Genomic DNA, 20,104 nt, shown 5'->3' with positions numbered 1-20,104 from the left:
CCATTGCTGTAGTCAATATGAGTGCATTATCTCTGCCTGATATTAAAGTATTAGTGCTTGCTGAGGTGAAAGTATTACCGGTATTTGATAGGAAGGCATTGCCATTAATTAATGATAGATAAGGATATAATACGGCTAAACTATTTATAAGTGTTTCTGTAAATGAGTAGTTAGAGGCTTTCTTGGTTTCTTTTGGTGTGACTTAAGGTAAGTGGCATCAGTCGTTACCAATAATTTAAACGGTGTAGACCGATTGCACTGATACTGTAGTAGTATATTTTTTTAAAAATACTCCTGTCAAGTGACAAAAGGCATCTGTGTATTACACTGTAGTTAGTGTGTATAAAATAGGCTCTAGACTGAAAATAAAAACATACTCACTTGGTTATCTCTTTCTGTATTTTCATTTTTTGAAAAAAATGTAATTTTACCATTACTCGTTGAACGGTTAACTCTCGGTTGTCAATATATGTGACTTTATAATTTTGTGTAGGCTTGTTTGAGTATTGAAAGATTTGCGTGTTATAGAACTTTGAAACTATGAAAATATCGCTCCAGCTGGAGCCAATCATTATGTTGGCAATGAAAGACGATATTTTTGATGGAGTAGGATATGTCGATCATTTTTATATTTTGCATAGAGGTGAAGCTATTTAGAACGGTTGCTTTTATTTCTTGCCTCCATGGTCCCCCTGAGATCTGATTAGTTCTGCCTGAATTGTCCAGTGAGTGACTCATTGTGCGAGCTCCAGGCGTCGATACGGGCTAACGGCTTCATCAATCTCGTATCTGCTATTGCCAAAAGGCTGAACCAACACGCTGCGGAAGTCAGCGCCTGATGGGGTGCGGGCAGGATATTTTGTTGTTCCTTTCCTTCCCCCAGATAGATCAAGGGAAATGAAAATGGCCAACTTCAATATGTCGGATCTGGAATTCATCCTCCAGCAAATCCTTATTGCAGAAGCGCATGCCGACGGCGCTGAACTCAGCGATTTGCTACCCAACAGCCAGGTGCCATTCGGTCTGCGTACCGTTGATGGCAGCTACAACAACTTGGTCGCCGGACAAAGTGAATTTGGCGCTGCGGATAATGATTTCCAGCACTTGCTAGATCCCTCATTTCTAGCGGGCTACGACGCAGCAGGGAATGTGGTTGACCCGCAACCACGGATTATCAGCAACCTGATCGTTGATCAGACCGCTAACAACCCGGCTGCGGTGGCGGCGAATGGCGGTGCTGCGTCAGTGCTTAGCCCGGGGCTGGATGGCGTTTTTGGTACCGCTGACGACAAGCCAGTGTTCTTCATCCCTAACGTATCGGCGGATGTTGGTCTGACGGCAGGTTTCAATCAATGGATGACCTTCTTCGGCCAGTTCTTCGATCACGGCCTCGACTTAGTCACCAAGAGCAACACTGAGACAGTATTTATTCAACTGCAGCCGGATGATCCTCTGTTCGTGCAGGGTAGCCCAACCAACTTCATGGTTCTGTCGCGGGCGGTGCGCACCGCGGGTGCGGACGGTGAAATTGGCACTGCCGATGATGGGCAGACCAACACCACCTCGCCGTTTGTAGACCAAAGCCAGACCTATAGTTCACACCCCTCGCACCAGGTGTTTCTGCGCGAGTATGTCCTTAATGCGGCGGGTGAGCCTGTGGCGACTGGCAGGTTGATCACCAATCACGTTATCAATGCAGATGGAACGCTGGGTGCCGAAATTGGTGGTATGGCCACTTGGGCTGTGGTTAAGGCACAGGCCGAGCATATTCTCGGTATCCACCTGACAGATCAAGATGTGTTCAACGTCCCACTGCTGGCGACCGACGCATACGGTAACTTCCTGAAGGGGGCCAACGGCTTCCCGCAAGTGATGATGACCGATGGCTCTGTTGTCGAAGGCAGCCTCAGTACACCGGTCAGCCTGGCCAACTCCGTACATACCGGCCATGCCTTCCTCGATGATATTGCCCATAATGCTGCGCCCACAGCAGGCCTGGCAGCCGATGGCGACAATGTAGTAAACACTGGCCCATTGGCTGCTGGCACCTATGACAACGAACTGCTCAACGCCCACTACATTGCCGGTGACGGGCGGGTGAATGAGAACATCGGCCTGACCGCCGTGCACCAGGTGTTTCACTCCGAGCATAACCGCCTGATCGAGCAAACCAAGGACACCCTCCTTGCCTCCGGCAATCTGGCCTTCCTCAATGAGTGGCTGGTGGATGACGTGGGCAGCTTCCCAACTACACCCGCCCAAATCGCAGGGTTGGTGTGGGACGGCGAACGGTTATTCCAGGCCGCCAAGTTTGGCACCGAGATGCAATACCAGCACCTGGTGTTCGAAGAGTTCGGGCGGACAGTGCAGCCGCAGATCGACGAATTCCTTGCCCCCAACGGATATGACACCTCAATCAACCCGGCCATCCTCGCCGAGTTCGCCCACGTGGTGTACCGCTTCGGCCACTCAATGTTGACCGAAACAGTCGATCGCTTCGACCCAGACTTCAATCCGCTCCTTACCGACCCGGCTAATGCAGACTCGCAACTTGGCCTGATCGCTGCCTTCCTCAACCCGTTGGCGTTCTCGGGCAGTGGTTCATCACCGGACGAAGCGGCTGGAGCGATCATTCGCGGTGCCACCCGCCAGCTGGGCAACGAGATCGACGAGTTTGTCACCGAAGCATTGCGTAACAATCTGCTCGGTTTGCCGCTTGACTTGCCAGCATTGAACTTGGCACGTGGTCGCGACACCGGCATCCCCACGCTGAACGAGGCTCGCCGGGAATTCTATGCCTCAACCGGGGATAGCCAGCTCAAGCCGTACATCAGCTGGGTAGACCTGATGGACAGCCTCAAGCACCCCGAATCACTGATCAATTTCATTGCAGCCTATGGGATACACGACACTATCACGGCCGCAACCACGTTGGCAGACAAGCGTGCGGCAGCCCTGGCGCTGGTATTGGGGGGGGCGGGGTCACCAGCTGACCGCTTGGACTTCCTCAATAGCACCGGCGACTATGCGATGGTCAATGGTGTCACTACCACAGGGGTGGACGACATAGACTTCTGGGTTGGTGGCTTGGCAGAGGAGAAAATGCCATTTGGTGGCATGCTGGGGTCGACCTTCAACTTCGTGTTCGAAACCCAGATGGAGGCGTTGCAAAATGGCGACCGCTTCTACTATCTGTCACGCACTGCGGGCATGAACTTCGGCACCGAGTTGGAGAACAACTCTTTCGCCAAGTTGATCATGCTCAACAGTAACGTCACCCATTTGTCGAATACAGTGTTCCTGACACCGACCTTTACTCTTGAAGTCGATCAGAGCAAGCAGTTTACGGGTTTGGGGGCGGATGGTCGCGCCGATCCGACGGGTGGCATCATGATCAACGGCGTTGAAATCGTACCGTTGGTGATCCGCGACAACCCCAATACCGGCGGTCCAGATAACAACTACCTGCAGTACACCGGGGAAGACCATATGGTCCTGGGCGGTACCGCTGGCAATGACACCATCATCTCAGGTGACGGCGACGACACAGTGTACGGCGACGCTGGCAATGACCGTCTCGAGGGCGGTGCCGGGAACGATGCCGTACTGGGGGGGGACGGTGATGACATCATCACAGACTCTTTCGGAGATAATCGCCTCGAAGGCAATGCAGGTAACGACGTCATCATTGCCGGCAGCATGTTGGTCGGCGGCGCCGGTAACCTGATCCTCGGCGGCGATGGGCAGGACTTTATTATTACCACCGAAGACATCACTACCACCTTTGGCGGCAGGGGGGATGACTTCATCCTCGGCGCCAAGACCAACCTGCCACCGACCGGCAACGAAGGCGATGACTGGATCGAACATGGCACCCAGGATGGTGCGCCTGGTGACAATGCTGCTCCCTTACTGACTGACGACGTGATTGGCAACGATATCTTTGTCGGCGGTGGTGGTTTCGACGAAATGATAGGAGAGGGGGGGGACGACATCTTTGTTGGTAGCGATGCCCAGGACAAAATGGATGGCATGTCCGGCTTCGACTGGGTGACCTACAAGAACGACAACGTCGGTGTCACCGTCGATTTGTCGTTGGCTGCGCTGGCCCAGCCACACGGCAACGCGCCAAATCAAAATGCCGGGGTGTTCAATCCCGTCGGGGCCTCGCCGGCCTCGATTCTTGACCGCTTCGCCGAGGTGGAAGGTTTGTCTGGTTCGCGGTTTGGCGATGTACTCAAAGGTGATGATGTCGATGCGGCCACTATCGTCAACCACGGTGGGGCCACCGGTAGTGCGTTGACCAATGTGGCGTTGATCCGGGGGCTCATGGAGTTCCTGACTGAGGCAGGCTTGCCGACGACCGGTTTTGCCACCGGGAACATCATTCTTGGCGGTAATGGCAGCGACCTGATTGAGGGGCGCGGCGGCGATGATCTGATCGACGGTGACAAATGGATCAACGTCAGGATCGCCGTTTACGCACCTGGTGACGTTAATCATACCGGCCCTGAAATCGCCAGCTTCGACAGCATGACCGACATGATCCCGGCGATGATCAATGGCACTTACAACCCAGGTCAACTCAAGGCGGTGCGGGAAATCCTGCCCGGCACCTCGACAGGTGGGGCTGCGTATGACACAGCGATTTATTCCGGCGTGCAAACTAATTACACGGTGACGCAGACTCGTGGCGCAGGCACTGCCAACGATGCGACGGATGATGTTTGGACGGTGACCGACAACGTTGGCAATGAAGGTACCGATACCTTGCTGCATATCGAGCGTTTGCAGTTTGCTGATGGCCAGCGGGTGCTGGCGGCCGGGAACGCACAACCGAACGGCTCACCGACCGTCATTGATCGAAACGGTGGGGCGCTCAGAGTGGGTGATACCCTGACAGTGTCGATGCTAGGTGTGCTCGATGTTGACAACGTAGTAGCGGTGACTCCGGGCAATCCAGGTAATCCGACCGGGGCGGTCACCTCGTCGGTGTCCTACTACTGGCAGTTCGAGGCCACTCCAGGTAGCGGGGTGTTTGAGGATATCATTCTGCTGCCAGCCGGTGACTTGGCGTTCCAAAGTGCCGACGGCACCACGTTTAAAGTCTCTCCGGATCTCCTTGGCTTGTCGCTGCGGGTCAAGGCGATCTATCAGGATGCACATGGCACGACTGAGATGCTGTTCTCCGAGCCAACCACTGCCGTCGTTGCCGGTGCGACAGTCGTACCGACTGCGCCGATACCGGTGGTCGATGCCACAGCGGGTGGAGAGGGCCTGAACATGGTTCGCTCCGACCTCAACTTCATTCTCGCTCAGATCAAGATTGCCGAAGCTGAGGCGGCTGGTCAGGATATTCTGTCGCTGATCCCGAATATTCGTGCGCCTCTCGGGCTGCGCCATGTGGATGGTAGCGGTAATAACCTGATGAATCTCAACGGCACCGATAACACCGAGTTTGGTGCTGCCGATAATGTCTTCCCGCGGCTGACCGATCCGGTGTTCAATCAGGCGCAAGGTGCACCTGCCGGTTTCTTTGGTCCTGGCTCGCCAGCCATTCCAGGGTCCTCGTATGCGCAAAACAGCGGCCCCGTGTTTGACTCCGAACCGCGCACCATCAGCAATCTGATCGTTGATCAGACATCGAACAATCCAGCGGCTTATACCGCAGCTTACGACCCGGGTGCAGACGGTGTGCTGAACTTTGGCATCGTGGGGACGGGTAACGATGACGTGCTCAAGGATGGTGTGCGCATAGTGGCCAGCCCAGGCATGGATGGTCAGTTCGGGACTGCCGATGACCGCGATGTGTTCCTGTTTGAGAACACAGCACCTGATGCAGGATTGTCTGCACCATTCAACTCCTTGATGACGTTCTTCGGGCAGTTCTTCGATCATGGTCTGGATCTGGTCACCAAGGGCGGCTCAGGGACGGTATATATTCCGCTGCAACCGGACGATCCGTTATATGTGGTGGGCGGCAATACCAACTTCATGGTGCTGACCCGTGCGACTAACCTGCCGGGACAGGATGGGCTGCTTGGCACGGCCGACGACATTCACGAACACACCAACACGACCACGCCGTTCGTGGACCAAAACCAGACTTACAGTTCGCATCCGTCACATCAGGTGTTTTTGCGTGAGTACAAAATCGGCCCTGACGGTGACCCACATGCGACCGGTCGGTTGATCACCAATCACGAGATCAACGCCAATGGCACGCTGGGTGTCGAAATCGGTGGTATGGCAACCTGGGCGGTGGTTAAAGCGCAGGCTCGTGAAATGCTCGGGATCAACTTGACCGATGCCGATGTCGGAAACGTGCCGCTGCTGGCAACCGACGCCTACGGTAACTTCATCAAGGGACCAAATGGTTTCCCGATGGTGGTCATCCGCACTGGAAATGGTGCGGACGGACTCGCAGGAACGGCCGACGACATCACGACAGAAGTCGAAGGCAATCCAGCCAGTCCGATCAGTCTGACCAACGCGGTACGCACCGGTCATGCCTTCCTCAACGACATAGCACACAATGCGGAAGTGGTGTTCACGCCGGGTCTTGGTGCAGACGGTGTCGCCAACACGGCTGACGATCTTGCTCCTGATGGCGATACGGCTACCGGAAATGCCGTGCCAGTGGGGCCGCAAGGCAACAATCTGGCCTACGACAACGAACTGCTGGATGCGCATTACATTGCGGGTGACGGCCGGGTTAATGAGAATATCGGTCTGACCACGGTGCATGCGATCTTTCACTCCGAGCACAACCGTCTGGTCGCGCAGACCAAAGACACTGTGCTCGACTCGAATGACTTGGACTTCATCAACGAATGGTTGTTGGTCGACGTCGGCTCGGTGAGCGAGGCTCTGGCCAATGCTGCCACTTTGCAGTGGGATGGAGAGCGCTTGTTCCAGGCTGCCAAGTTCGGTACCGAGATGCAGTACCAGCACCTGGTATTTGAAGAGTTTGCACGGACTATCCAGCCCAACGTCGATCTGTTCTTTGCGCCGACTCAGGTCTATGACGTCAACCTCGACCCTTCTATCGTCGCCGAGTTTGCCCACACCGTGTATCGGTTTGGCCACTCCATGCTGACCGAGACTGTCGATCGCTACGACATTGATTTCAATGTGGTCAACGATCCGAACAGTGCAGCTCCTGATCAGCAACTTGGCCTCATCGCAGCCTTCCTCAACCCGCTGGCCTACGTGGCCAGTGGCGATAACCCAGAGGATGCGACCAGTGCGATTATCCGTGGGGCCACTCGCCAAGCTGGCAACGAAATCGATGAGTTCGTCACCGAGGCATTGCGCAATAACTTGCTCGGCCTGCCACTGGATCTGCCGGCGATCAACATTGCTCGCGGCCGCGACGTGGGGATCCCCTCGTTCAATGCGGTGCGTCGTGAGATCTACAGCCAAACCGGTGACACCCAGCTCAAGCCGTACACTAGCTGGGCCGATTTGGTACAGCATCTCAAGCACCCTGCATCGCTGATCAACTTCATTGCGGCCTATGGCATACACGCCGCATTGCAGGCAGCTGATGTCGATACCCTGGAGGAAAAACGCGCCGTTGCCTTGGCTCTGACCGTGGGTGGTAGTGCGGTGATCAATGGAGGGACCCTTACTGAACGTGTGTTCACCGCGACTCCCGCCGATCGCCTCGCATTCCTCAACGGCACCGGTGACTACGCCAGTTTGCCCAATGGTGTGACCGTCACGGGGGTCGACGACATCGATCTGTGGATCGGTGGTCTGGCCGAAGAGAAAAATCCGTTTGGCGGCATGCTCGGCTCCACCTTCAACTTTGTGTTCGAAAACCAGCTGGAAAAACTGCAGGACGGCGACCGCTTCTATTATCTGGAGCGGACTTCCGGTCTGTCGATGAATGCCGAACTGGAAAGCAACTCGTTTGCCAAGTTGATCATGGCCAACAGCTCGGCCACGCACTTGCCGGGTCTGGTGTTCTCCGACCCTGGACTCTATCTGGAAGTGGACAGCACCAAGCAGTTCAACGATGGCTTGGGTAACGCCGATCCGCTGGGTCCAAACGGCGAGCAGGTGGTCTTTCGCGACAACCCACTGACCGCCGGGACGGACACCAACTACATCCGCTACGCCGGCGACCAGCACATTGTGTTGGGCGGTACCAATGGTGCCGATATTCTCATTGCCAGTGAGGGGGATGACACAGTGTGGGGGGATGGTGGCAACGATCGCATCGAAGGCGGTTACGGCAACGACCAGCTGCGCGGTGGGGCGGGTGACGACATCATCACCGACATGGGTGGTGACGATAATATCCAAGGTGGCGACGGCAACGATGTGTTGCACGGAGGCAACGGCGTCAACCTGATCATTGGTGGTTTTGGCAATGACTTCATCATCACCGGTGAGGATGCTTCCGAAGCCATTGGCGGCCAGGGTAATGACTTCATCCTGGGCAGCAAGGCCAACGAACAGGACATGGGCAACGAAGGTGACGACTGGATCGAGAAAGGGACTTCAGACGGCGCACCAGGCGACAACTTCGACCCGCTCGGCAACGATCCGGTGATCGGTAACGATGTGTTCATCGGTGGCAACGAGAACGACAAGTTCAACGGCGAGGGTGGCGACGACATCATGGTCGGCAGCCTTGGTTTCGGTGACCGCTATATCGGTGGTTCGGGCTATGACTGGGCGACCTTCAAGGATCTCACTCAAGGCGTGACCATCGATTACAGCGACCGCTTCTTCGATGTGCCGCCGATGCCGGGGTCAGGTGCTTCGGCATTAGTGCGGTTCGACATCATGGAAGGTCTGTCGGGATCGTCGCATGGAGACTTCTTGCGCGGCGACAACGAAAATGCCACGACGCTTCCCACTGCAGGGGCACAGGGCAGCGTGCTGACCAACATCAGCCTGATCAATGGTTTGGCAGACCTGCTACCAGCAGGGGCGACCTTCTTTGATGGCGGCAACATTATTCTTGGTGGGAGCGGCAGCGACCTCATCGAGGGTCGTGGTGGAGACGACATCATCGATGGTGACAAGTGGCTGAACGTACGCATCAGCGTACGGCAGAACGCGAATGGTACTGGTGAGGAAATCGCTTCCTTCGACAGCATGGAGCCGATGGTACAGTCGATGTTGAACGGTACTTACAACCCGGGCCAACTGGTCATAGTGCGGGAGATCCTGACCGGTAATGATCGCTATGACACTGCGCTGTTCTCTGGTACTGCGGGGGAATACGACGTTGTTCAAGATGGCGATACCATTATCGTGACTGATTCGGTGGCTGGGCGTGATGGCGTTGATCGCTTGACCGGTATAGAGCGCCTGCAGTTCTCAGACTTTGCGATATCGGGATTTGGCACCGCCGTGAACAACGACCCGACGAGTCACCTGGCGATCCTCGATGCTGCCACCGGTGTGCGTAACGATACATCGGTTGCTGGCCAACTGCTGCGGGTCAGTGATCGGGCCGTGCACGATCTGGACAATGTGAGTGGGACCAATCCAACCGGCGCTATTACCGGTGCGGTGTCCTATTACTGGCAGGTTGAGAACGTGGCGGGTTCGGGCGTCTATGAAGACATCACCTTTGTCGCCGCCGGTGAGGTCTCGCGGGCAACCGGTAGTACCTACCGGGTGGCGGATGATGTGGCGGGTCTGAACATCCGCGTCCGTGCTGTGTATCAGGATACCAAGGGCACGCTGGAGATCGTTGATTCGGCGGCGAATACCGCACCGCTAGGGGCGATCATCACCGGGGTGGCTGAGCAGAACCAGCTGCTGACTCTTGACCCGGCGAACATCATCGAACTGGATGGTTTAAGCAATGCTTTGGCCAGCAACGGGTTCAGCTATCAATGGCAGGCCGACAGCGGTGATGGATTTGCCAACATTGTGGGGGCGACAACCAGTAGTTTGGCGCTGTCACAGGCGAATGTTGATCAGTTGATCCGTGTGATTGTCAGCTATGTGGATGATTTCGGTGTGGCGGAAACCGTTGAGTCTGACTTGGTCGGGCCGGTGGCCAACGTCAACGATCTGCCAACGGGGATATTGCGGATCAGTGATACGACGCCAGCGCTGGGGCAACAATTGGTCGCGCTGCCTGCTGACATTGCCGATGTAGACGGACTGGGAACATTCAGCTTCCAGTGGCAGCAAGGTATTGGCAGCACATTCACTGACATCGATGGAGCGACCGCCGAAACCTTCACCACTGGTTTGGCACAGGCAGGTCTGCAGCTACGCGTAGTTGTGAGTTATATCGACGGCTTCGGTGCGCAGGAAACGGTTATTTCTGCGGCAACGGTAGCCGTGTCAGGTGTCGTGCTGACCGGTACAGACGCGCCTAATATCCTGACCGGTACCGCGGGCAATGATGTGCTGATTGGCCTGGGTGGAAATGATGTGCTGAATGGTTTGGCGGGCATTGACCAGCTGTTCGGCGGTGCCGGTGACGACATTCTAGACGGTGGTCTGGGTGCTGACTTGATGGACGGTGGTGCTGGCAATGACACCTTTGTGGTCGATAATGCTGGTGATTCTGTCACCGAGGCGCTGGGCGATGGTACCGATCTGGTACGAACCAGTCTGGCAAGCTACACGCTGGCTGCCAACGTTGAGAACCTGACCTACACCGGGCTAGGGAGTTTCAGCGGCACAGGTAATGCGCTGGCCAACACCATCACCGGTGGGATCGGTAACGACGTCCTCAACGGTGGAGATGGTGATGACACTCTCAACGGTGGTCTGGGCACAGACGTGATGAACGGTGGGACAGGTAACGATACCTATGTCGTCGATGTGGCCACGGACGTGGTGGTCGAGGGGGTGAATAGCGGTACTGATACCGTACGAACCAGCCTGGCGAGCTATGTGCTCGGCGCCAATGTCGAAAACCTGACCTACACCGGGTTAGGCAACTTCAGCGGTACCGGTAATACGCTGGCCAATATCATCACCGGCGGAGCTGGCAACGATGTGCTCAATGGCGGTGCGGGCGCAGACAGGTTGGTCGGTAACGCCGGTAACGACACCTACGTGGTCGACGTGGCCACGGATGTGGTGGTCGAGGGTGTGAATGGCGGTACTGATACCGTGCAGACGGGTCTGGCGAGCTATGTACTCGGCGCCAATGTCGAGAACCTGACCTACACCGGGCTAGGGAGTTTCAGCGGCACCGGTAATGCGCTGGCCAACATCATCACCGGCGGAGCTGGCAACGATGTGCTCAATGGCGGTGCGGGCACAGACAGGTTGGTCGGTAACGCCGGTAACGACACCTACGTGGTTGACGTGGCCACGGACGTGGTGGTCGAGGGTCTGAATGGCGGTACTGATACCGTGCAGGCTGGTTTGGCGAGTTATGTACTCGGCGCCAATGTCGAGAACCTGACCTACACCGGGTTAGGCAACTTCAGCGGTACCGGTAATACGCTGGCTAACATCATCACTGGCGGATCTGGCAACGATGTGCTCAATGGTGGTGTGGGCGCAGACAGGTTGGTCGGTAATGTTGGCAACGACACTTACGTTGTCGATGTGGCCGCGGATGTGGTGGTCGAAGGCGTGAATGGCGGTACTGATACCGTACAGACTAGCCTGGCGAGCTATGTACTCGGCGCCAATGTCGAGAACCTGACCCGTACAGGAGCTGGTAACTTCAGTGGTACCGGTAATGCGCTGGCCAACATCATCACCGGCGGTGCTGGCAACGATGTGCTCAATGGCGGTGCGGGCGCGGACCGGTTGGTTGGTAACGCTGGTAACGACACCTACATCGTTGACGCGGCCACGGACGTGGTGGTCGAGGGCGTAAATGGCGGTATTGATACTGTGCAGACGGGTCTGGCGAGCTATGTACTCGGTGCCAATGTCGAGAACCTGACCCGTACAGGATCTGGCAACTTCAGTGGTACCGGTAATGCGTTGGCCAACATCATCACCGGCGGAGCTGGCAACGATGTGCTCAATGGCGGTGCGGGCGCGGACCGGTTGGTCGGTAACGCAGGTAACGACACCTACGTGGTCGATGTGGCTACGGACGTGGTGGTCGAGGGTGTGAATGGTGGTACTGATACCGTGCGAACCAGTCTGGCGAGCTATGTACTCGGCGCCAACGTCGAAAATCTGACCTACACCGGGTTAGGCAATTTCAACGGCACAGGTAATACACTGGCGAACAGCATCACTGGCGGAGCCGGTAATGACGTCCTCAATGGTGGTGCTGGCAATGATATCCTGAATGGGGGGGCAGGAAATGATACTGTCACTGGTGGCGCGGGTAACGACACTATGGATGCCAGCAGTGGTAATGATATCTTCCTGTTTGCTGCAGGCTTCGGGACCGATAGGATCACTGGTTTTGATGTCAACGCAGCGGGAGGCCAGGATCGGATCAATATTGCCGCGTTGAACATCACAGCGGCGACCTTTGCCAGCAGAGTCACCATCATTGATGCTGGTGCGGATACCTTGCTCAACTTCGGAGGTGCTGATTCTATCCGCCTGGTCGGTGTAGCCGATGCAACAACCGTCACTGCAACAGACTTCCTTCTGTCTTAGTGAGTACTGTTACAGGGAGTGTGAACCACGAAGGGGGAGGGCAGTCGATGCCCTCCCTTTTTATGGCAATTAAGTCATAAGTGGCTAAATTTTATGGAAAATTATGTCGGCTTATGGTGCAAGCGACAATCAATCAGTTATCCCTCCAAGAGCCCTTGATCACCTACTTGATGAGGACGACAGGAGCGCTCGCAATAAATTGCTGCCTCAGTCTTCAAGCCATCGCGTACCAACGTCACCAGGCCTCCCCGTGATCGCCGTAACCATGGCTGATATCTCATTATGCCCGAGACACTCTGACAGCCGTAGCGAGCCATCGCCGCTACCTCGATTACCTCATACCTCACTGCCAGCCAGGATCCCGTCAGGCTCCAAATAGTCAGCGTTCTGACAGCCTTCTTGTTATCAGACAAGCCACAGCTTCCCCTTGCGGATAAACACCAGCGAACTGTCACTCGTCTCGTCACCTCAGCCGAGCGCGGCTCTCCCGTTGGCATGGGCGATGCGTAACTCGTCGGCGCCGAGCAAAAACGCCGGGTTGTCGGTCAGACGTTCGACCGCAAGGTCGATGAAGCGACGCACCCGGGCGGGTTGGGCCGCGCGGCTGCCGTAGTAGAGAAGCAGGCTGTGTACATCTGTCATGTGCTCGAGCAGCAGGGGGACAAGCCTCCCGGCACGGATGTGCGCCGCCGCCGTCGGCCCGGCAATCTGGCCGATGACTTCACCCGCCAGCACAGCCCCCAACTCCACAGTCTCGTCATTGGTGGAGAACGCCGGGCGCACGAGGTGCTCTTGCATACTCTCGCCCATTTTCACATGCCAGGGGATGAGGCGACCGGAGCCGGCGTGCCGAAACAGACTGCAGCGATGCAGGTTGAGATCGTGCAGCGTCAGCGGGACGCCGTGTCTGCGCAGATAGCTGGGGGAGGCGCAGATGATCAGCTGCAACGGGAACAGCCGGCGTGCGATCAAGCCGTCCTGAGGGGAGATGCCGATCCGCAGCCCTACGTCGACCCGCTCCTCCACCCAGTTACCGATGCGATCGTCGAGCTGCACGTCGGGCTGCACCTCGGGATAAAGCCGGCAATATTCGTCTAGTACGGAGCCTATGACCAGCTGAACCACAGAGCGCGGTCCCACTATCCGCAGCGGACCGGCAAAATCCTCTCGCGTCTGCCGCGCCGCCGACAGCGCCTGCTGCAGGGCCAGCAGGGCAGGTTGTGCCGCCTCCAGAAAGCGTTGCCCCTCCTCGGTCAGCGACATGCTGCGGGTGGTGCGATGAAACAACCGCACCCCCAGATAGGTCTCCAGTTGCCGCAGCGCCTTGCTGGCGGCCTGGGGGGAGATCTGCTGGGCCTCGGCCGCCTTGCTGAGGCTGCCCAACTCGACCGTCCGCACGAAGGTGGTGATGGAACGCAATTCGCTGATCATGGTTGTTTGTCACGTATTTACATCGTTTAGTTGTAACTGATTCATCTGTTTGTCGTCTAGTTCGATGTTGGTCACGCCTCTATAGTGCCTTCCATCGAGATGCCACCCGGCATCCACCCTGCGAGGCAGCAAGATGGACAACTTCAGTTTTTACAACCCGACCCGGATCGAATTTGGCACAGATAAAGAGCGGCTCATCGGCGAGATCCTGGCCCAATACGGCATCAAGAAGGTGCTGCTGACCTATGGCAGCGAGCGCATCAAGGCCGACGGCCTGTTTGACGTCGTGAGCGCCAGCCTCGGCAACCACGGCATTCGCTTCGTCGAGTGCGGCGGCATCGTCAGCAACCCGCTGCTGTCCAGGGTCCGCGAGGCCATCGCACTGGCGCGTGAGCACAGTGTCGATGCCATCCTCACTCTGGCGGCGACCGGCAGCGAGATGAACAGCGGGGCCGTGGTCACCAATGACGATACCAGGGAGAAATTTGCCATCAATTCGGTGCATACCTTCCCCAAGCTCTCCATCGTCAACCCGGCGCTGATGCAGACGGTGTCACGCGACTATCTGGTCTACTCCGCGGCCGACATCATAACCCACTCCATCGAGGGCTATTTCACCGCCACCGTACAGCCGGCGATCCAGTCCCGCCTGGTGGAGTCGGTGATCGCGACCGTGCTGGAGACGACCGAGGCCCTGCTGGCGGATCCGACCGATTACAACGCCCGCGCCGAATTCGCCTGGGCGTCGACCCTGGCCCTCAATGGCCTGACCTACGCCGGCACCTCGGGCTTTGGCTACCCCAACCACATGATCGAACACTCGCTCTCCGCGCTGTTCAATGTGCCCCACGGCGCCGGCTTGTCGGTGGTGATGCCCGCCTGGATGAAGTGGTATCAGGGCCAGCATCCGGCTCAGTTCGAGCGCTTCGCCGAGCGGATCTTCGGCCTGCAAGGCGCGGAAGAGGGGATAGCGGCGCTGGAGCAGTGGTTTGACAAGATTGGTACGCCCACCCGGCTGTCCCAGCTCGGTATCACTGAGGCCGAGCTGCCTGCCATCCTCGACAACCTGGCAGGCAATGCCCGCTGGTTTGGCCTGGCCGAGACCTATACCCGGGATGTGCTGACCGAGATCTTGCGCAAGGCGCTGTAGCGTGATGCCGGAATGCGCGTTGGGGCCGGTGCAAGCACAGGCCCCTTTTTCTGACCCCAGAAGGAGAATGCTTCATGAGCCCGACCTCGAGCCTGGGTGCCGACGGCCAGCTGGCCCGCCACCCACACCGGGCAACGCAGTGTGGCAACCCGGTGAGCGCAGCATGAATACCGCCTCCGTTACAGAGCATCGCGGCGCCGTGCTGGCGATCATCATGGCGAGCTACCTGATGATCGTCATCGACATCTCGATCGTGCTGACCGGTCTGCCCCGCATCCAGGCCGCGCTGGGCTTCACCCCGGCGGGCCTGTCGTGGATCCAGAATGCCTATACGCTCGCCTTTGGCGGCTTCCTGCTGCTGGGGGCGCGGGCGGGGGACATCCTCGGCCGGCGGCGCATGTTCATTGTCGGCCTTGGGATCTTCACCCTGTCCTCCCTGGCCATAGGCGCCGCCCAGTCAGCAGAGTGGATAATAGGCTTTCGCGCCGTGCAGGGGGTTGGCGCCGCCGTGCTGGCTCCCTCCACGCTGGCGCTGATCTCGACCCATTTCGAGGAGGGGCACGAGCGCACCCGTGCGCTGGCCTGGTACGCCGCGGCGGCCGGCATAGGTGCCACCGTGGGGCTGGTGCTAGGGGGCCTCCTGGCCGATCTGATCTCGTGGCGCGCGGGTTTTCTGATCAACCTGCCCATCGGCATCCTGCTGATGGTCGGCAGCCTGCGGTATATCCGCGAGACGCCGCTGCACCCTGGCCGCTTCGATCTGAACGGGGCGATCGGCTCCACCCTTGGCATGTGCCTGCTGGTGTTCGGCATCGTCGAGGCGGCCGAGGCGGGGTGGTCCTCTCCGCTGACCTGGGGTTGTATCAGCGCCGGGTTGCTGCTACTGGCAGGCTTTCTGTGGATGGAGAGGCGCGCCGAACAACCCTTGCTGCCCTTGAGTCTGCTCGGGGATGCAAGGCGCAACGGTGCTTACCTGGCGCGCCTGCTGTTTCTGTGTGCCATGGCCGGGTTCTGGTTCTTCAGCGCGCAATACCTGCAGAGGGTGCTGGGCTTCTCGCCCATGCTGGCGGGACTGGCCTTCGTGCCGGTGACCCTGCCCCAGTTTGTCAGCTCCACCTCTGTGCCTGCCGCCGCGCGCCGTGTCGGCCAGCGCACTCTGCTGCTCGGCGGCCTGTCATTGTGTCTCATTGGCGTGTTGTGGCTGGGACTCGCGGCCACCCAGGCTTCCTATCTGGGGGGCGTGCTGCTACCCATGATCCTCATCGGCCTGGGGCAGGGTTGGGTGCTGGGGCCGCTGATGATTGCGGGGGTGGCTGGCGTCGAGCCTCGCCATGCCGGCGCGGCCTCCGGCCTGCTCAACGTGGCGCATCAGCTCGGTGCTTCGCTTGGGCTCGCCATCTTGGTGGTGGTCTATGCCGGTGGCGATGTGCCCCTGCAGGATCCCGCCGGCATGGCGCTGCACACTGGCCTGGCACTGGAGGGCGCCGCCCTGTTCCTCCTCTGCGCCCTGATGGTATCGGCTCGTTACATCCGGTTTGAGGCGCAAGTCTCACCACTCAACGCCCGCTAGCCCCTGAGCCTGCGCGGAGCCCGTGCACGGCGGGAGCCATGATGCTAAAAAGGAGCGATGTTTATGGGAAATCAATCGACGCTTTCACGCCAGACCCCGCCACGCCGGGGCCGGCACTGTCTGTTACTGCTCATGGGAGGCCTGATGGCCGGCATTATCTCGTATGTACTGAAACCGGGCCTGCCCGAGCACGGGGAGTCGCCGCAATACCGCGGTGGCCAGTTCAGCAACCCGGTGGCGCCCCCTGCGCGGGGTTTCTGGGAAGGGGTCGGGCTCTGGCGGGACTTTCTCTTCGGCAAGCCGGCCGATACGGTGCCGGATCGCGCCATTCCGGTGCAAGAGATGAGCCTGGCGGGGTTATTGGCGGCCCCCGACAACAGCGTGTGGCGGCTGGGACATTCCAGCCTGCTGCTCAAGCTGCACGGCAAGTTCTGGCTGACCGATCCCGTGTTCAGCGAGCGCGCCTCGCCGGTGCAGTGGGTCGGCCCCAAGCGCTGGCACGCGCCACCCATTGCCCTCGAGGCGTTGCCACCCATCGAGGCGGTGATCCTCTCCCACGACCATTACGATCATCTGGACCATGCCGCCATCCTGGCGCTGCAAGAGAGGGTCGGGCACTTCATCGTCCCGCTCGGGGTGGGGGCGCGGCTTATCGCCTGGGGAGTACCGACCAACAAGGTCAGGGAGCTGGACTGGTGGCAGCACATGACCCTAGATGGCATCGAGCTGGTCGCGACCCCGGCCCAGCACTTCTCCGGCCGCGGCCTTGGGGACGGCAATCAGACCCTGTGGGCCTCCTGGGTCATTCGCGGCGAGGGCTTCAACCTCTTCTTCAGCGGCGACAGCGGCTATTTCGATGGCTTCAAGGAGATCGGCAAACGCTATGGCCCCTTCGACATGACCTTCCTCGAGACCGGGGCCTACAACCAGCGTTGGGCCTATGTGCATATGTTCCCGGCGCAGACGGCGCAGGCGTTTCACGATCTGCGGGGCAAGTGGCTGTACCCTGTCCACAACGGTACCTTCGATCTTTCCATGCACCGTTGGGATGAGCCTCTCGAGCAGATCAGCCGCCTGGCTAAGGAGCAGAACATAGCGTTGACCACGCCCCTGATGGGAGAACCCCTGAGCTTGCTGGCGCCCCATGGGGGCAGTGCCTGGTGGCGGGATTGACGGGCGCCGGGCACCGGTAATGGCAGACGGGGCCGCTCCATCTGTCTCGTGGCCCCTATGCCCCTCTCTGAGGCTGAATGATGGAGCCCGTTGGCCGGCGGGTTCTCGTAGATTTAGCCCGGTCGCGCCGCCGCCAACAGGTAATCCACGAAGGCGCGTACCCTGGCAGACAGGTGCCGGTTCTGCGGATAGAGCACATAGAAGGGGCGTGAGCGCCCTCCGAAGGGCTGCATGACTTCGATCAGCCTGCCCTGTGCGAGCGCGTCTGCCGCCACGAAATGGTAGATCTGAAACAATCCTCCCCCGGCCACCGCCCACCCCAGGCCAGCCAGCACGTCCTCCAGCACTCGCTGGCGGCTGCTGAGGCTGAGGTCCCGCGACTCTCCACCCTCGTCTCGAAAGATCCAGGGGAAGGGGCGCCCTGAGCTGGGGGCGATGAACTGGATCAGATCGTGCTGCTGCAGCGCGGCCAATGACTGGGGAGGGGGGCGGCGTTTCGCATAGGCTGGGGAGCAGAATACCCCGACGCTGGCGTCCTCCAGCTTGCGGGCGATGAGCGACGAGTCCCGTGGCTCCCCCAGACGAATGGCCAGATCGTAGCCATCCTCCACGAAGTCGATATTTCTGTTCGACACATTGAGCTCCACCTCGACATCCGGGTAGGCCTCCATGAAACCGGGCAGCAGGGGGACGAGGCGGTGGTGGGCATAGACGGTCCCCACGCTGATGCGTAGCAGACCCTTCGGGTAGCGCTGCTGGCCGGTGATGGCCCGCTCGGCTTCGGCAATCTGATCCAGCGCCTGCTGGCACTGCTCTTGGTAGAGCTCCCCGTCCGGGGTGAGCCTCACGTTGCGGGTCGTGCGGTTGAAGAGCCGCACCCCGAGCCGGGTCTCGAGCCGCTTGATGGAGCGACTCACCGAGGCCGGTGTCACCCCCAGCGCCTCCGCCGCCGAAGTGAAACTGCCCAGCTCCGCCGCCTTGCAGAAGAGCTCTATGCTGCCGAGCTGGACGGGTTCGAATGCGTGGGCCATCTGTTCTCTCGTGTAAATAAACAAGTTCATTAGTGTCAGTTTATCCACGTCAAGTGAATGAGTAAATTCCTCAACCAAGGCGGCGCTATGGGTCTCCGCCTGTTTAACCAGAGGAAGTGCAAGATGAAGAAGCTTATCAACACCGTATTGGCGTCGCTCCTGATGACGGCGGCGGTCGCCCAGGCGGCGCCCAAGGGGGAAGTCCTTATTCTGCTCTCGAGCGAGACCGAGCTGCCGCTCAAAGGCGGCAAGCACTTCGACTCCGGCTTCTATCTCAACGAGCTGGGGGTGCCTGCCAAGGCGCTGCTGGACGCGGGCTATGCCCTGACAGTGGTGACGCCGAAGGGCAATCAGCCTAGGCCCGACAAGGGATCCATCGACCCCCAGTATTTTGGAGGGGAGGCGACACAGATGCGGCATATCGCGTCTCTGGTCGAGGGAGTGATTGAGGCCGACAGGGTCAAGTCCCTCGGGGAGGTCTTGCAGGCGGGGCCAGATCGTTATGCTGGTCTGTTCATTCCGGGTGGCCATGCGCCCCTCATCGATCTGGCCAAGGATCCCGAGGTCGGCACCTTGCTCAGGCACTTTCACTCTGAAGGCAAGCCCACGGCGGCGATCTGCCACGGCCCCATCGCGCTGCTGGCGGCGCAAGACAACCCGGCGGGCTTCGAGCAGCGGCTGGTGGCGGGTCAAGCGGCCAGCGCCAGCCACTGGATCTACGCCGGTTACAGGATGACCATCTTCTCCGATGCGGAGGAAGCGGCGTTTGAAGGCTCGCTCAAGGGGGGGAAACTGCGCTACTACCCGGCCAGGGCGATGGCTCAAGCCGGTGGTCAGATGCAGTTTGCCGCCGAATGGACGCCGAAGGTCGTCATCGATCGTGAGCTGATCACCGGCCAGAACCCCTTCTCCGACCATGCACTGGCGAACGCCTTCGTCTCGGCCCTGGATAAGCGCGCCGGGGCGAACTGAACGGTATGTGCGCAGCCCGGACCGCGATGGAAGGGGCTGCCATTCTCTCTTGAGGGGTCGGTCGTCCTGAGGGGATGAGGTGCCGCCAGGCGAGGGAAGGAGACCCCGGTCAGTCAGAGCCTAATATGGGATTCGTTCAGGGTTGAAATTACGCATCACGCCCCCTACACTGCCCGCCCCAAACAGCCTGGTAGAGAGGAGGATAGA

7 protein-coding genes are annotated in these 20,104 nt (G+C 58.8%); 5 read left to right on the top strand and 2 right to left on the bottom strand.

Annotated features, from left to right (window positions below):
• Positions 1–903: 903 nt before the first annotated feature.
• Complete coding sequence (locus BN1124_RS01885; protein WP_082041395.1) at positions 904–12,570, top strand: peroxidase family protein; 11,667 nt, start codon at positions 904–906, stop codon at positions 12,568–12,570.
• Between the two features lie 468 nt (positions 12,571–13,038).
• Here BN1124_RS01885 and BN1124_RS01880 read toward each other — a convergent pair whose 3' ends face one another.
• Positions 13,039–14,001: a LysR family transcriptional regulator gene (locus BN1124_RS01880; protein ID WP_082041394.1), complete on the bottom strand. Its 963-nt coding sequence runs from the start codon at positions 13,999–14,001 to the stop codon at positions 13,039–13,041.
• A gap of 133 nt (positions 14,002–14,134) precedes the next feature.
• Between BN1124_RS01880 and BN1124_RS01875 the strand changes: the two genes are divergently transcribed.
• The 3 genes from BN1124_RS01875 to BN1124_RS01865 all read left to right on the top strand — a co-directional run bounded on the left by BN1124_RS01875 (position 14,135) and on the right by BN1124_RS01865 (position 17,894).
• Positions 14,135–15,151 (top strand): iron-containing alcohol dehydrogenase, encoded by a 1,017-nt coding sequence (locus BN1124_RS01875; RefSeq protein ID WP_197066152.1) that lies wholly within the window; start codon positions 14,135–14,137, stop codon positions 15,149–15,151.
• 163 nt (positions 15,152–15,314) lie between these two features.
• Positions 15,315–16,721 carry an MFS transporter gene (locus BN1124_RS01870; RefSeq protein WP_042638538.1) on the top strand — a complete coding sequence of 469 codons (1,407 nt, stop codon included), beginning with the start codon at positions 15,315–15,317 and terminating at the stop codon, positions 16,719–16,721.
• Between the two features lie 144 nt (positions 16,722–16,865).
• Complete coding sequence (locus BN1124_RS01865; protein ID WP_042638536.1) at positions 16,866–17,894, top strand: MBL fold metallo-hydrolase; 1,029 nt, start codon at positions 16,866–16,868, stop codon at positions 17,892–17,894.
• A gap of 113 nt (positions 17,895–18,007) precedes the next feature.
• Here BN1124_RS01865 and BN1124_RS01860 read toward each other — a convergent pair whose 3' ends face one another.
• Positions 18,008–18,925: a LysR family transcriptional regulator gene (locus BN1124_RS01860; RefSeq protein ID WP_052445573.1), complete on the bottom strand. Its 918-nt coding sequence runs from the start codon at positions 18,923–18,925 to the stop codon at positions 18,008–18,010.
• A gap of 123 nt (positions 18,926–19,048) precedes the next feature.
• Between BN1124_RS01860 and BN1124_RS01855 the strand changes: the two genes are divergently transcribed.
• On the top strand, positions 19,049–19,897 hold the full coding sequence (locus BN1124_RS01855) for a type 1 glutamine amidotransferase domain-containing protein (protein WP_042638532.1): 849 nt from the start codon (positions 19,049–19,051) through the stop codon (positions 19,895–19,897).
• The last annotated feature ends 207 nt before the right edge of the window (positions 19,898–20,104 follow it).

The sequence above is a fragment of the Aeromonas eucrenophila genome (assembly GCF_000819865.1).
GTDB lineage: Bacteria > Pseudomonadota > Gammaproteobacteria > Enterobacterales > Aeromonadaceae > Aeromonas > Aeromonas eucrenophila.
Note: the sequence above shows the minus strand (reverse complement) of the source record. Positions and strands in the feature narration are given on the sequence as shown.